This is a genomic window from Rhodococcus sp. USK13, from assembly GCF_018343855.1.
GTDB lineage: Bacteria > Actinomycetota > Actinomycetes > Mycobacteriales > Mycobacteriaceae > Rhodococcus_F > Rhodococcus_F oxybenzonivorans.
Window position 1 is genome coordinate 3,338,256 of the sequence record NZ_CP069242.1, and the last position, 13,687, is coordinate 3,351,942.

Sequence of the window (13,687 nt, forward strand, 5' to 3'; positions counted from 1 at the left end):
TGCGTAGTGGGCTGCCACAAAACAGGAGATCAGAAGACGTGAAGGTTCAGCCGAGCGTCAAGAAGATCTGCGAAAAGTGCAAGGTGATCCGTCGTAACGGCCGGGTCATGGTGATCTGCGAGAACCTGCGTCACAAGCAGCGTCAGGGTTAGATCTCCGCTTTTCGAGGATCTGCTTGGCAACAAGCAAAGATGACCTCCCAGCACCAGCCAGTACTTTCGGCCACCGGGTTCACCACCCACGGCAGGTACTGGTCCACCCCCGGCACGGAGGCCGGGGCCCCACTGAGTTAGTTGAGACCCCTTCGGTCGCGAGACCGCCGGAGTTTGAAGAGGCACAGGGGATGGACTGGGAGCAGACCTCCGCTCACCGATAGGAACTGCCACATGGCACGTCTAGCAGGTGTCGATCTGCCCCGCGAAAAGCGGATGGAGATCGCACTCACCTACATCTACGGCATCGGCCGTACCCGCTCCAAGGAGATCCTGGGCGCCACCGGCGTCAACCCGGATCTGCGGAGCAAGGATCTCTCGGACGAGGATCTGGCCAAGCTCCGCGAGTACATCGAGGAGTCGCTGAAGGTCGAGGGTGACCTTCGCCGCGAGGTCCAGGCCGACATCCGTCGCAAGATCGAGATCGGTGCCTACCAGGGGTTGCGCCACCGCCGTGGCTTGCCCGTGCGTGGTCAGCGCACCAAGACCAACGCCCGCACCCGTAAGGGCCCCAAGCGCACCATTGCCGGCAAGAAGAAGGCGAAGTAATGCCCCCCAAGTCACGTAGCACCGGTCCGAAGAAGACCCAGAAGACGCGTCGCAGGGACAAGAAGAACGTCCCGCACGGCGCCGCTCACATCAAGAGCACCTTCAACAACACCATCGTGTCCATCACGGACCCCGCCGGAAATGTCATTTCCTGGGCGTCCTCGGGACACGTCGGCTTCAAGGGATCGCGTAAGTCGACCCCGTTCGCCGCTCAGCTCGCTGCAGAGAACGCAGCCCGCAAGGCGCAGGAGCACGGTGTCAAGAAGGTCGACGTCTTCGTCAAGGGACCCGGCTCCGGCCGTGAGACCGCGATCCGCTCGCTTCAGGCTGCAGGCCTCGAGGTCGGCACCATCTCCGATGTCACCCCCCAGCCCCACAACGGCTGCCGTCCGCCCAAGCGGCGTCGGGTCTAGCGGGAAGGATAGGTAGAAAAAAATGGCACGTTATACCGGACCCATCACCCGCAAGTCGCGTCGTCTGCGCGTCGACCTCGTCGGAGGCGACCAGGCGTTCGAGCGTCGTCCCTACCCGCCGGGCCAGCACGGCCGTGCGCGGATCAAGGAGAGCGAGTACCTGCTCCAGCTGCAGGAGAAGCAGAAGGCTCGCTTCACCTACGGCGTCATGGAGAAGCAGTTCCGTCGTTACTACCAGGAGGCGAACAACCGCCCCGGTAAGACCGGTGAGAACCTGCTCCGCATCCTGGAGTCGCGTCTCGACAACGTCGTGTACCGCGCCGGACTGGCTCGCACCCGCCGCCAGGCACGTCAGCTGGTCACGCACGGTCACCTCCTTGTGAACAACAAGAAGGTCGACATCCCCAGCTACCGCGTCTCGCAGTACGACATCATCGATGTCAAGGAGAAGTCGCTGTCGACGCTTCCGTTCCAGGTGGCGCGTGAGACCCAGGGCGATCGCCCGATCCCGGGTTGGCTGCAGGTTGTCGGCGGACGGCTCCGGATCCTGGTTCACCAGCTTCCCGAGCGTGCGCAGATCGATGTCCCGCTGCAGGAACAGCTGATCGTCGAGTACTACTCGAAGTAAGGCCTCCGGCCCGTGCGCCTTTCTGGTAGTTCCCACTACCAGAAAGGCGCACGGGCGCGCAGTGCCTTTCCCATCGTGGGCGTCAAATAGCGGACGCCCGTACAGGAGGAAATCCAATGCTCATTTCTCAGCGACCCACGCTGACCGAAGAGGTCATCGCTGACGACCGCTCGAAGTTCGTCATCGAGCCCCTCGAGCCAGGTTTCGGGTACACCCTCGGCAATTCGCTCCGCCGCACGCTGCTGTCTTCGATCCCCGGCGCTGCTGTCACCAGCATCCGCATCGACGGCGTTCTGCACGAGTTCACCACGGTCCCCGGTGTGAAGGAAGACGTCACCGACATCATCCTGAACCTCAAGGGCCTCGTCGTGAGCTCCGAAGAGGACGAGCCGGTCACCATGTACGTCCGTAAGCAGGGCCCCGGCGCTGTGACCGCAGGCGACATCGTGCCCCCGGCCGGCGTCACCGTGAACAACCCGGATCTGCACATCGCCACCCTGAACGACAAGGGAAAGCTGGAGATCGAGCTCGTCGTCGAGCGCGGTCGCGGCTACGTCCCCGCCGTCCAGAACAAGGCGTCCGGCGCCGAGATCGGCCGCATCCCGGTCGACTCGATCTACTCGCCGGTGCTCAAGGTCACCTACAAGGTGGAGGCCACCCGCGTCGAGCAGCGCACCGACTTCGATCGGCTCGTGCTCGATGTGGAAACCAAGAACTCCATCACCGCTCGGGACGCGCTCGCTTCTGCGGGCAAGACCCTGGTTGAGCTCTTCGGCCTGGCCCGTGAGCTGAACGTCGAAGCAGAAGGCATCGAGATCGGACCCTCGCCCGCCGAGGCCGATCACATCGCTTCCTTCGGACTGCCCATCGAGGACCTGGACCTCACCGTCCGTTCCTACAACTGCCTCAAGCGCGAAGGTGTTCACACCGTCGGTGAGCTTGTCGGCCGTACCGAGTCCGACCTGCTCGACATCCGCAACTTCGGACAGAAGTCCATCGACGAGGTGAAGGTCAAGCTGCATTCGCTGGGCTTGTCCCTCAAGGACAGCCCCGCGTCCTTCGATCCCACCACCGTTGCCGGTTACGACGCCGCCACCGGAACGTGGAGTGACACGGATGCCGGTTCCTTCGGCGATGCCGACGGTACCGAGGACTACGCCGAGACCGAACAGCTGTAGCCGCTTCCGGTCCTTTACTAGGAGATCATCATGCCCAAGCCCAAGAAGGGTGCCCGCTTCGGCGGGTCGGCTTCGCACCAGAAGGCGATTTTCGCCAATCTGGCTACCGCGCTCTTCGAGCACGGTCGCATCACCACCACCGAGTCCAAGGCGAAGGCCCTGCGGCCGTACGCCGAGAAGCTCGTGACGCACGCCAAGGCGGGAACCCTGGCGCACCGCCGCGAGGTTCTCAAGGTCATCCGCAACAAGGATGTCGTACACACCTTGTTCGCTGAGATCGGCCCGTTCTACGCGGACCGTGACGGTGGATACACCCGCATCATCAAGACGGTTCCCCGCAAGGGTGACAACGCTCCGATGGCCATCATCGAGCTCGTCAAGGAAAAGACCGTCACCTCCGAGGCCGACCGCGCACGTCGCGTGAAGGCGTCGAAGGATGCTCCGGTCGCGGCCCCCGCCGCGTCGGACGAGAACGTTGTCGACGCAGTCGAGGCCGAGGCCACCGCCGCCGAGGTCGCGAACGCTGACGCCGTCGTCGACGCCATCGAAGACGAGTCCGCCACCGCCGCAGATGCGACAGAGGCCGACGAGGCCAAGAAGGACTAGTCCACTTGGTTTCGGCACACGCTGAATCGAACGAGCCCGTCACCCCCTCTCGGGGCGACGGGCTCGTTCGATTGCGGCTGGACATCGCCTACGACGGAACCGAGTTTTCCGGGTGGGCTCGCCAGAACGGGCTGCGCACGGTCTGCGGGGAAATCGAGGAGAAACTCGGAGCCGTCCTGCGTACCCCCCTGCAACTGACGGTGGCGGGACGGACCGACGCAGGGGTCCACGCGGCAGGTCAGGTCGCGCACGTCGACGTTCCCGCCGAGTCGCTGCCGGACGATCCCTCCCGACTCGTCCGCAGACTCGCCCGCTTCCTTCCGAAAGATGTACGAATCACCCGCATCTCACGTGCGCCGCAGCATTTCGACGCGCGATTCTCGGCGATGCGCCGACACTACGAGTACCGCCTGACCACCGCGGAGTACGGAGCGGATCCCCTGCGTGCCCGCGACATCGTGTCGTATCCGAAGGTGCTCGACCTCGACGTAATGCGCTCCGCGTCCGCCAGACTGATAGGGCTGCACGACTTCGCCGCGTTCTGCAAGCGCAGAGAAGGGGCCACCACCGTTCGCGATCTGCAACGCTTCGACTGGGAACGTGACGAGGAGATCTTCACCGCATTCGTCAGCGCCGATGCCTTTTGCTGGTCGATGGTTCGCAGCCTCGTCGGTGCCGTACTCGCCGTGGGGGAGGGCCGCCGCGACCTCGGGTGGGTGGACGAGTTGCTGCGAGAGCGGTCGAGGGCAAGTTCGATCCTGGTGGCACCCGCGCACGGTCTGTCGCTGGTTCGGGTCGACTATCCCGACGACGCCGATCTTGCGGCGCGCAATGAAGTCACCCGTGACATTCGCACTCTGCCCGAAGGTTGCTGTGGCGACTGACTGAGGCGGAAAAACTCGCGGCCGACGAAGCCAATCGGGCTGTGCAAGAATCCGCATCATGCCATCAGAAATTCGTGTTCGAGTGGAGGATGCACGCAGCCGCACAGCCAAGGTCGGGGTCACGACCCCCAAGGGGCCGTTCGAGTTGCACGTCGACGCGAACGTCGACGTCGATAGATCGGCCACACCGTGGCTCCCTGCGCTGTCGGTTGTCGCGATGCGTCTTCATACCGATCTGATCTTCTCGGATCCAGTCGACGCTCTCGCGTTGTCGAATCTTCCGCACGCTCAGCGGATTCTGCGCGATTGGTACCCGAGACGGTATTCGTCGGTAAGGGTGGAGGCAGACGAGGTAGCCGGGTGGGATGCTGGTTCGCAGCGGGGAGTGGGTTGCTTCTTCAGTGGAGGTGTCGACTCCTTTCACTCGGCAATCGCAGCGAGCGAACGCATTACGCATCTGATTTTCGTTCACGGGTTCGACATCAAGCTTTCGGATGTCGAGTTGGCGGCGAAGGCGGAGGCGGGAGCGCGAAACGCGGCGGATGCGCTCGGCAAGACGCTTGTCGTCGTCAGGACGAATCTCAGGCAGCTCTCGGACAAGGCGAGGTGTCTGTGGGGCACCGACTATCACGGAGCAGCGCTGGCGACCGTCGCGCACTCGTTGTCGGATCACATCCACACCGCGCTCATTCCGTCCTCCTTTCAGGAGGCTGATCTGCATCCCTGGGGTACGCATCCGGATCTGGACCCGTTGTGGTCGAGTAGTGCGGTGCGGCTGGAGCACTACGGCACGTCGTTGACGCGGACGGAGAAAATTGCGTTCCTCGCGCGAAACGACGTCGCGATGGACAATCTGAGGGTCTGCTGGAAGAACCGTGACGGCAAGTTCAACTGTGGCCGGTGTGAGAAGTGTGTTCGCACAATGGTCAGCCTTCGTGCCGCCGACGGCGCATCCCGCACTCTCCCTCACCGTGTGACACCGGAGGCAGTGAACCGTCTGTCGCTCAGCGGCACCGGCACGCTCTTCGCCCTGGAAAATCTGAACGCGTTACGAGAGTCCCGGGTCCGGGACCTGGAGTTGGAGACGGCACTCGAGCGCGCCATTCGGCGAGGGCGTACGCGGGACAAGGTTCTCGGTGGAATCACCCGACGCTGGCTGGGTATGACGAAGGGATAGGTGTCAGCAGCGTGGCTAGGCGTCGTTCGTATACCGGCGGGTATCGCGATGGTGCAGTAACGTGCAGGATGCCCCGAGGAAGTTCCCAGCCGTGAGGATTTCATGAACGACCCTTTGGACGATCTGCAACGAGCAACCATCGCTGCGCTCGCACCCACTGTGCAGCATGGACAGTCGGTCGCTCTCCTCGACTATCCGGCGCATTTCAATGCGGGTGACCTTCTCATCTACCAGGGGACGCTCAGCTATCTGGCCAGGATGGGTGCGAGCGTGGATTACGTCTGCGCGCTGCACACCTATGACACGAAGGTTCTGTCCGCGTGTGTTCCCGAAGGACCGTTGCTGTTGAATGGCGGCGGGAATTTCGGCGATCGATGGTTCGGCTACCAAAAGTTCCGTGAGCGCGTGATCGCGGAGCATCCGGAACGAAGAATCGTTCAGATGCCACAGACCATCGAGTTCCACGACGACGCAGCGCTGGCGAGGGCGCAGCGAATCTATGCGCAGCATCCCGATCTCACGTTGCTGATGCGGGACCGGCGCGGTTATGAACTAGCCCGTGAACTGTTTCCCGAGAACACCGTCGTCTTCTGTGCCGATGCAGCATTGGGAGTCGGAAGGATCGCGCCCTCCGCCGAACCCACGCGCGATATCGTACTTCTCAAACGCCGCGACCCCGAATCCGTTCAGTCCGCGAAGAGCCTTCCGGCCTCACTCGCGTCGGCGTACATGACGGATTGGCACGTCAGTGCCGCCGACAACGCCCAGTGGTGGCCCACGACGCTCGGACTTCTGCTACTGAACAAGCTGCCGGGTGTTCGGTCCCGTATGTACCCGCTGACGCGCCGTGCCTTCGACTGGCAAGCGGACATGGTGGTCGACAATGCAGTGGCGATCTTGTCGCAGGGGCGGCTCGTGGTCACCGATCGGCTGCATGCGGGAATCCTTGCCGTACTGATGGGCAAGCCTGTCGTCCTGGTCGACAATGCCAACAAGAAGGTGTCCAGAATTCATGGCGACTATCTGAGCAATTTCCCGGATACCCACCTCGCCGAGAATTTCGATCACGCGGCCGAACTTGCCGGGCAGCTCGTTTCCTGATGAGCGAAATCGAGCCCGTCCGGTTAGAACTCATCATCGGATCGACCAGGGTCGGGCGCATTGCCCCCGTCGTGGCGAACTGGTTCGTCGAACGCGCTCGCACATATCCTCACGTGGAACTGGGCGTCATCGACTTGCTCGAAACCTCGCTGCCTCAGAACCTCGACGATTCTCCCGCCACCGACGCGTTCCGGGCACGGGTGGGGCGCGCCCACGGATTCGTGGCCGTCACATCCGAGTACAACCATGGGTATCCGGCCGCCTTGAAGACCGCATTCGACAGTGTGAAACATGAGTGGCGCGCAAAGCCCATCGGCTTCGTGTCGTATGGGGGAGTGTCGGGCGGCTTGCGTGCGACCGAGCAACTGCGCCAGGTCGTGGCGGAATTACACATGGTTTCGGTGCGTCAAAGTGTGAGCTTCCACCAAGTGCGCAAGAAGTTCGACGACAACGGTCGCACCACTGATGGCGCCGCCGTCGACTCGGCGGATCGGATGCTCGCGCAGTTGGTCTGGTGGGCCCGTGCTGTGCGACTCCAGCGTGCGACCGAGAGCTACCCCGGTTAGGACTGGTAGGCCGGCTGGTAATCGTCTACCGCGCGGGGCCGTCCGATGAATGCCGTTTCGGAGGAAATGGTGACCAGCATCAACTCGATACTCGTCCCGCCGGTCGACAGGAGAATCCGATCACCCATCGCGCTCGGCTGGACAATGGACAGGTCGGGTTCGGCGCCCGGCCACTGGCTGGGCTCGGCATAAAGGTAGAGAGCAGTGACGCCGGCCCGCGGGGTCGAAGCTTCGACACCGTCGAACACTACGGTGTTGAACCTGTTGTCGGATTGGGAATGTCCCGCGACGCGCAGGCGGTCGGGCGTGGCGATCGAGTCGATCAGGGACGACCATGCATCGGGTCGATCTGTCTGGATGAGGACCCGGGCCCCAGTGGCGACGGCACGGAACACGAGTTGCTGGGCGAGGTACAGCTCGCCCGCGACGTACACCATGCCGACGCCCGGGCCGAAGATGCGTGCTGTGATCCCATGACCGTAGTCGTCGGATCCGATCAACTGGCCACACCCCGCCGGCGGCAACTGCAGGTGTCGCACTGCGTCGACCGGCACATCGGCCATAGGCATCACAGCGTCCAGATCAGACACTGCCACAGGAAGATTGGACAGCAAACTTTCTTTGTGGCGGCCTCGCATCGAGACGAGCCCGTGCACAGCGAATGGTTCCGGCATCGTCCGGGTGGTGATCCGACATCCGGCGCCGATCAGTACCTGCCCGTCGTTGGCGCTCGGTCGTAGCCGAATGGTCACGGTGGTGCCGAGACTGGACGGCACCCACAGTTTCGCGAGCAAATCTTTGGAGAGAAAGCACGGATCGACGCTGTATCCGGTATTGCATACCCCCGGCAACAGAGCATGCTTCCACGTCTGAGTGAGAGATCTCGGGTCGACACCGCGGCTGACGACTAGTGCTGCGGAATCGATCTCGGGTGCTGTGAGAATTCGGGCCCGGCATCCCGCGTCGGCGAGTGCGCGTACGACGCGACTTGCCGCGATGGTAATGGCGCGAGAGGCGCCGTGCTCACCACCGCCGCGGCGCGCGACGGCCTCGACACTGCCGGTCGCGTCGAATCGGAGGGCGACCCACACCGTCCGGGTGGCTGTCGCGGGAAGGGGAGCGACCAGGCGGTCGTAGACATCGGTGGCCGGCGTGCCCGCGGCGGCGCGATACCCATGGCTGACGATATCGATGCCGCTGAGCGAGATATCGTGCTGGACAATGCATCCTATGAGCGCCTCGGTGGGAAGGTCGTGCGTCGACTGGAAGCCGTCCCGGGTGATCTGGGTCAGGCTTCCCGCCGGCGGAAGGACCTCGACCACCGCGACCACGCTTGCGCCGTCCCACCGCAAACCGACGGACTGTCCTGTCGGACCGGCGAAACTGACGGTGCGGGAGCGCGGGACCTTCGGTGTCGTGAAGTAGCGCAACGCCGTTCGCGCCCAGACCAGGGTCGACCACCCGCCGATGGGTACGACCGCCAGGAGCGCGACGACGACGGCGAGTATGACGGCGCACCACCACACCACTCCGCACACCGAGGCCAGTGCCCCGGCCAGAACTCCCACAATTTGCGCGACAACGACCTCGGTCGCCGAAACGCGATGTGCCAACGGCCAGCTTGTGACGTGCGAACGGTCCACGGTGCCTCCCCCGAATACCTGAACCCAGGCAGACCCGTACCCGTCCGCCGTGACGACTGTGATCCGAACTGTACTGTGTCACCCCGAGCGCTGTGCAGCACGGGGGAGGAACAATGGCTGTAACACCCACCACTCGGTGGCAGGTCAACGGGTATCGCTTTCTGGTCAGACGGATGGAACACGCACTGGTGCGGCGTGACGTACGAATGTTGCACGACCCTATGCGGTCACAGTCGCGCGCACTCGCGGTGGGGGTGGTGATCGCCTCGCTAGGACTCGCGGGGTGTGCAGCGCTGGCGCTGTTCCGGCCCCAGGACAAAATCGGTGACGCGTCCATCGTCGTCGGCAAGGATTCCGGTGCGATGTTCGTGGTCATGGGGGACACGCTGCGCCCGGTGCTCAATCTGTCGTCTGCCCGCCTCATTGTGGGGCAGGCCGAGAAGCCGGTAATCGTCAAAGAATCGGAGATCGACACTCGGCCCCGCGGGGCGCTGGTCGGAATCCCCGGTGCGCCGTCGGCGCTCCCGCCGGGTGACGCAGCAGCAAAGACACCGTGGGCCGTATGCGACTCGGTCGGGGCGGACGGACATCGTGCGGTCACGACCTCCGTAGTGGTCGGTGAGCCGGACCCGATCGAGGGCGGGGGAGGCCTCGCCCGCGACCAGGCGCTGCTGGTGTCCACCTCGGACGCCGCCTATCTGATGTATAACGGCACCCGCGCGAAGATCGACCTGCACGACCCTGCGATCACCCGTGCCCTCGGCCTCGAGAATGCCACGCCACGACCGGTAAGCCTCGGATTCGTCAACGCGGTTCCCGAAGTGCCGCCGCTGGTCGCGCCCAGCATCCCGGGAGCAGGGAGCCAGCCACGGTTTACTCTGCGCGACAAAGTGATCGGGTCGGTGTTCCAGGTAGTGATCGGATCGGAAACCACCCACTACGTCGTGTTGCGGGACGGAATTCAGAAGATCAGTTCCGCTGTGGCAAACCTCATCTTCCTTTCGGATTCGCACGGGGATATCGAGATGTCGAGTGTCTCGCCGGACGCCACCAACCGAATTCCTTCGGTGGAGCAGATCGCCGTGTCGAGCTTCCCGGAGTCGGCACCCGAGATCGTCGACGCCATCTCGAGTCCGGTGAGTTGCCTGATCTGGAAACCTTTGCGCGGACAGGACGAGACCGCAGCGAGTGGTCCGGCCGCCGAGTTGTCCCTTATTGCAGGACGTAGTCTCCCCATCCCCGATGGTGCGCACACGGTGAAGCTGGCGCAGGCGGACGGCGGCGGGGACAGTGCCGATTTCGTCTACGTCGAACCCGGTTCGGGGGGATTCGTGCAAGCGACCGGTATCGAACCCCACAGCACCCGGCGAGACAGCACGTTCTTCGTGGCTGACACCGGAGTACGGTTCGGCGTTCCCGACGCAGACGCCGCGAAAGCACTGGGGGTGACAGCCGAGCCGCCGCTCGCTCCGTGGCAGATACTCGGACTCCTCGCGCCGGGCCCCACGCTCGCGAAGTCCTCCGCGCTCGTCGCACACGACGGGGTGGCGCCCGACCCGGACCCGGCCGCAGTCGCCTCCGGTTCGAACTGAAACACCGAACTGCCAACTCGGGCCGACGCACATTCGCGTCGGCCCGGGTTGACTCGGAGAACGAGTCAGCTTCGGTGCTGCGTCGCGGACTGCAATTTCCGCCTGAGTGGGAATGACGCCAGCACTCCGAGGGTGAGCAGTGCAGCGAGCGAGCCGACCGCTACCAACGCGACATCGCGAGGGCGGTGATCGGGCTGAGTAACTGCAGGAAGGGCCTCCAGGGGGACCGAGCGTGCGGCGCCGTCGGTTGCTGCGCCGCCCGTCGGAACATTCGCAGATACGGCTGCGAGCGGGTCGATGACGCCGTGCCCGACAAACGGATTCCACCCTTCCGCGGGCGCATGCGCCGTGGCCTCGATACGCGCGATGACCTGCTGGGCCGACAATTGAGGAAACCTGGAGCGAACCAGGGCGACGGTGGCCGAGACATAGGGGGCCGCGAAGCTGGTGCCGTTGACGGGTTCTGCGCTTCCCTGAGCGCTGTACACGGTATTCGTCAGATCGCCCGTCGTCGGATGCAGTGAGGTAAGGCCCGATCCCGGGGCCGCGACGTCGACCCAGGGGCCCGCGAGGCTGAAGTCACTCACCCGACCGTCGGACTCGACCGACCCGACGGTCAGGACGTAGTCGTCGTACCACGCCGGGCTGGCGATGGTGCTCACCGAATCCCACAGGTCGGCTCCGGGTCGGAGCGGGTCGGCCGCCGGATTCTGAATCTTGCATTCCGCGGATCCATAGTTGCCCGCGGCAGCAACCACCACGACGTCCTTCACCGTCGCCGCATATTTGACGGCTGCGCCGAGATAGCGGTCGCCGCCGCCGATTCCTTCTGCCGCAGTCTTGCAGGCGACTTCGGAGATGTTGATGACGTTGGCACCCATGTCGGCGGCGCGCCGGACAGCGGCGGCCATGGTCGCGACGTTGCCGTATCCACCGACCGAGTTGCCGGCGTTGTCGACCTGATCGGTCTGCCCTGCGGGACTGTAGGCACTGCTCGATTGCCGGATTGCGAGGATGCGGGAGTCCGGAGCGCCGCCGGAGAAACCGGACCCGGGAACCTGTCGTGCGGCGATGAGGCCTGCGACGAGCGTTCCGTGAGCGTCACAGTCGGTTGTCCCGGTCTCGGTCCCGACCAGGTCACCACCATCGACGAGACCGGGAAGTCGCGGATGCCGCGCCACCCCGGTGTCGATGACCGCGACGAGCTGCCCGGCGCCCCGACTGATCGGCCACACCGAACGAAAATCGAGGTCCCGCTGAGCCACCGGGACTTCCGGACCATCGGGCACCCGTACGGCATCTTTGCACGGTCTTCGCTTCTCCACTTTGGTGCCGTCCTTCGGCGGAACCAGTCCCACGTCGATGGGTGCGGGTACCACTGCCACGGCGTTGCCTTCACCCAGTGCTGCGATGAGGGCCACCACCGCGGTGGCCAGAACCAGGCGACCCAGCCGCCGCATCACAGCCCGCGCATCAGCGAGTAGAGGCCGGTCACCCAGCACACCAGCGGGATGATCGACGTGATCAGGGCGAGGTCGATCAATTCGGCGACGCGTCGCATGACGGGCGAGAACGTCTGCCGCGGGGCGATGATGCCGAGGACCAGCCCGCCCGCTGCGAACAGCATTGCCACGGCGAACAGAACTATCGCGTAGTCGGGGACGGCGACCGCAGCTGCGGTGAGCAGCAGTACGAGGATCGTCACGCCGCCGCCGATCAGCGGAACGGCCTGCTCGGCGCTGCTGTAGGTGCGTCCCCGGAACATCAGGACGGTCGCGGTTGCAACGGCCAGACACAAACCGGGCCAGTAGATCTCGCCGTGCAGGGTGGGCTGGGCGGCCAGGAGTGCGCCGCTGACCGCGAGGATGGTCATGGCGGTGACGAGTCCGGTGAGATACCTGCGCGCACGTGTGGCGCGTTGGGCAAGGGAATCGAACGACGGCATCGTGGTCTCGTCGTCCGGATCGTCCTCGGAAGGATCGACCGAGGTACCCGGTGCGGGAACAGGCGGCAGTGGCAGCTTCGCCAGCAGTATCGCCACGCGAGCCGATGAGGCGAGCCCTGTCAATGCGGCGGCGACGACACCGGCGGCCACCGCGGGCGCTGCGGTGTCGGTCGTCGCCGATACCAACGCGGCGAGGGTCCCGAACAGGGAGGCTACCGCCAGAGCCGTGAAGACTCTCAGCCCCACACCACCGAGTCGCAGCGCGAGGACCGCGGTGGTGCCCGACAGTGCGAGCCCGAGGAGCAGGTGGGCAGCGGTCAAGTCGCCGGGGACGAAGAGCATCCCGGCGGCGAAGGCCGGCGGAACGGCGCACCCGCTGAGAACGACGGAACTGGCTGCGTCACCGTAGATGCGGCCGGTGACCGCACCGGCGACGAGGAAGAGGAGGGCCGATGTCAGTGCGCAACCTGCACCGACGAACCCGTCCGTCCCGGATTCGGACCACAGCAGCGCGAACGAGCCGATCACCGTTCCGAGCCCGGCGGCGGCCGAACCGACGACCCGTGCGGAGCCGCGCGTCCATTCCCGGTCCGCATCGGCATCGGCGATGGCGACGTTGTACATGATGTCGTCGAACAGGGGCGGCGGGGCACTGTCCTGCACACTCTGCAGGACCAGGAGGTCGCCGTCGCGAATACCGTGCTCGTGCAACGTCAGCGTGGTCGAGAGCGGGGACTGACCGATCTTCGCGAGAACCCACTCGCTCGGTTCGTACTGCTCGAGTGAATCGTCGAAGTCATTGGTGCTGCGATGGCTGCGGATCGTGTCGACGATCCCCGGAACGAGGATGGCGATCGGAACACCGAACGGCACCGCCATGTCGACCTGTGAATGGGTCGAGAGCACGGTGATCCGGCACAGGTCTGCTGCGGCACTCGGACGCGTGGACGGCGCGGACGCGCGCGACTCGTCATGGGCGATGGACAATACGATTTCCCCCCACTTTGCGACGCACATCCCACCCTGCGTCGTTACGGCACTGATCGACGACCACTCGGAGGCCGTCGTCCGATTCGATCACGGGAACACTACGTGAGCCGGGCCGCAGCCTCCAGTGGGCATCCGGCGAAAATGCCTCCTGTATGTCGGATCCCTCGGAATGGGTTAATCTCTGACTTCGCGGGCCGAGCCCA

The 13,687-nt window shown here is 64.5% G+C and carries 14 protein-coding genes; 11 read left to right on the top strand and 3 right to left on the bottom strand.

The annotated features are described in order from the left end of the window. The first annotated feature begins 38 nt into the window (after window positions 1-38). From rpmJ to JQT59_RS17785, 10 genes are all read left to right on the top strand, one after another. Window positions 39-152, top strand: a complete 114-nt coding sequence (rpmJ, locus tag JQT59_RS17740) for a 50S ribosomal protein L36 (RefSeq protein WP_003938068.1) — start codon at window positions 39-41, stop codon at window positions 150-152. Window positions 153-386: 234 nt separating this feature from the next. Further along, window positions 387-761 (top strand): 30S ribosomal protein S13, encoded by a 375-nt coding sequence (gene rpsM / locus JQT59_RS17745; RefSeq protein WP_109331568.1) that lies wholly within the window; start codon window positions 387-389, stop codon window positions 759-761. Further along, window positions 761-1,174 (top strand): 30S ribosomal protein S11, encoded by a 414-nt coding sequence (gene rpsK / locus JQT59_RS17750; RefSeq protein ID WP_213577171.1) that lies wholly within the window; start codon window positions 761-763, stop codon window positions 1,172-1,174. Before rpsM ends, rpsK begins: the two co-directional genes overlap by 1 nt. 22 nt (window positions 1,175-1,196) lie before the next feature. Further along, window positions 1,197-1,802 carry a 30S ribosomal protein S4 gene (gene rpsD / locus JQT59_RS17755; protein WP_109331567.1) on the top strand — a complete coding sequence of 202 codons (606 nt, stop codon included), beginning with the start codon at window positions 1,197-1,199 and terminating at the stop codon, window positions 1,800-1,802. Between the two features lie 116 nt (window positions 1,803-1,918). Then, window positions 1,919-2,980 carry a DNA-directed RNA polymerase subunit alpha gene (locus JQT59_RS17760; protein WP_213577172.1) on the top strand — a complete coding sequence of 354 codons (1,062 nt, stop codon included), beginning with the start codon at window positions 1,919-1,921 and terminating at the stop codon, window positions 2,978-2,980. A gap of 30 nt (window positions 2,981-3,010) precedes the next feature. Further along, window positions 3,011-3,586: a 50S ribosomal protein L17 gene (gene rplQ / locus JQT59_RS17765; protein WP_213577173.1), complete on the top strand. Its 576-nt coding sequence runs from the start codon at window positions 3,011-3,013 to the stop codon at window positions 3,584-3,586. Between the two features lie 71 nt (window positions 3,587-3,657). Next, window positions 3,658-4,470 (top strand): tRNA pseudouridine(38-40) synthase TruA, encoded by an 813-nt coding sequence (gene truA / locus JQT59_RS17770; RefSeq protein ID WP_249354630.1) that lies wholly within the window; start codon window positions 3,658-3,660, stop codon window positions 4,468-4,470. Between the two features lie 58 nt (window positions 4,471-4,528). Beyond that, complete coding sequence (locus JQT59_RS17775; RefSeq protein ID WP_213577175.1) at window positions 4,529-5,647, top strand: adenine nucleotide alpha hydrolase family protein; 1,119 nt, start codon at window positions 4,529-4,531, stop codon at window positions 5,645-5,647. A gap of 102 nt (window positions 5,648-5,749) precedes the next feature. After that, window positions 5,750-6,748, top strand: a complete 999-nt coding sequence (locus JQT59_RS17780) for a polysaccharide pyruvyl transferase family protein (RefSeq protein WP_213577176.1) — start codon at window positions 5,750-5,752, stop codon at window positions 6,746-6,748. Further along, window positions 6,748-7,314 (top strand): NADPH-dependent FMN reductase, encoded by a 567-nt coding sequence (locus JQT59_RS17785; protein ID WP_159925642.1) that lies wholly within the window; start codon window positions 6,748-6,750, stop codon window positions 7,312-7,314. Before JQT59_RS17780 ends, JQT59_RS17785 begins: the two co-directional genes overlap by 1 nt. On the opposite strand, the gene eccE is transcribed toward JQT59_RS17785, so the two are convergent. After that, complete coding sequence (gene eccE, locus JQT59_RS17790; protein WP_213577177.1) at window positions 7,311-8,957, bottom strand: type VII secretion protein EccE; 1,647 nt, start codon at window positions 8,955-8,957, stop codon at window positions 7,311-7,313. The genes JQT59_RS17785 and eccE overlap by 4 nt on opposite strands. A 113-nt stretch (window positions 8,958-9,070) precedes the next feature. Here eccE and eccB point away from each other — a divergent pair, with 113 nt between their 5' ends. Next, a complete protein-coding gene (gene eccB, locus JQT59_RS17795) occupies window positions 9,071-10,549 on the top strand; it encodes a type VII secretion protein EccB (RefSeq protein WP_213577178.1) in 1,479 nt (492 codons plus the stop codon). Window positions 10,550-10,614: 65 nt separating this feature from the next. On the opposite strand, the gene mycP is transcribed toward eccB, so the two are convergent. Beyond that, complete coding sequence (gene mycP / locus JQT59_RS17800) at window positions 10,615-12,012, bottom strand: type VII secretion-associated serine protease mycosin (RefSeq protein WP_213577832.1); 1,398 nt, start codon at window positions 12,010-12,012, stop codon at window positions 10,615-10,617. Further along, window positions 12,009-13,481, bottom strand: a complete 1,473-nt coding sequence (gene eccD / locus JQT59_RS17805) for a type VII secretion integral membrane protein EccD (RefSeq protein ID WP_213577179.1) — start codon at window positions 13,479-13,481, stop codon at window positions 12,009-12,011. Before eccD ends, mycP begins: the two co-directional genes overlap by 4 nt. Window positions 13,482-13,687: the final 206 nt, after the last annotated feature.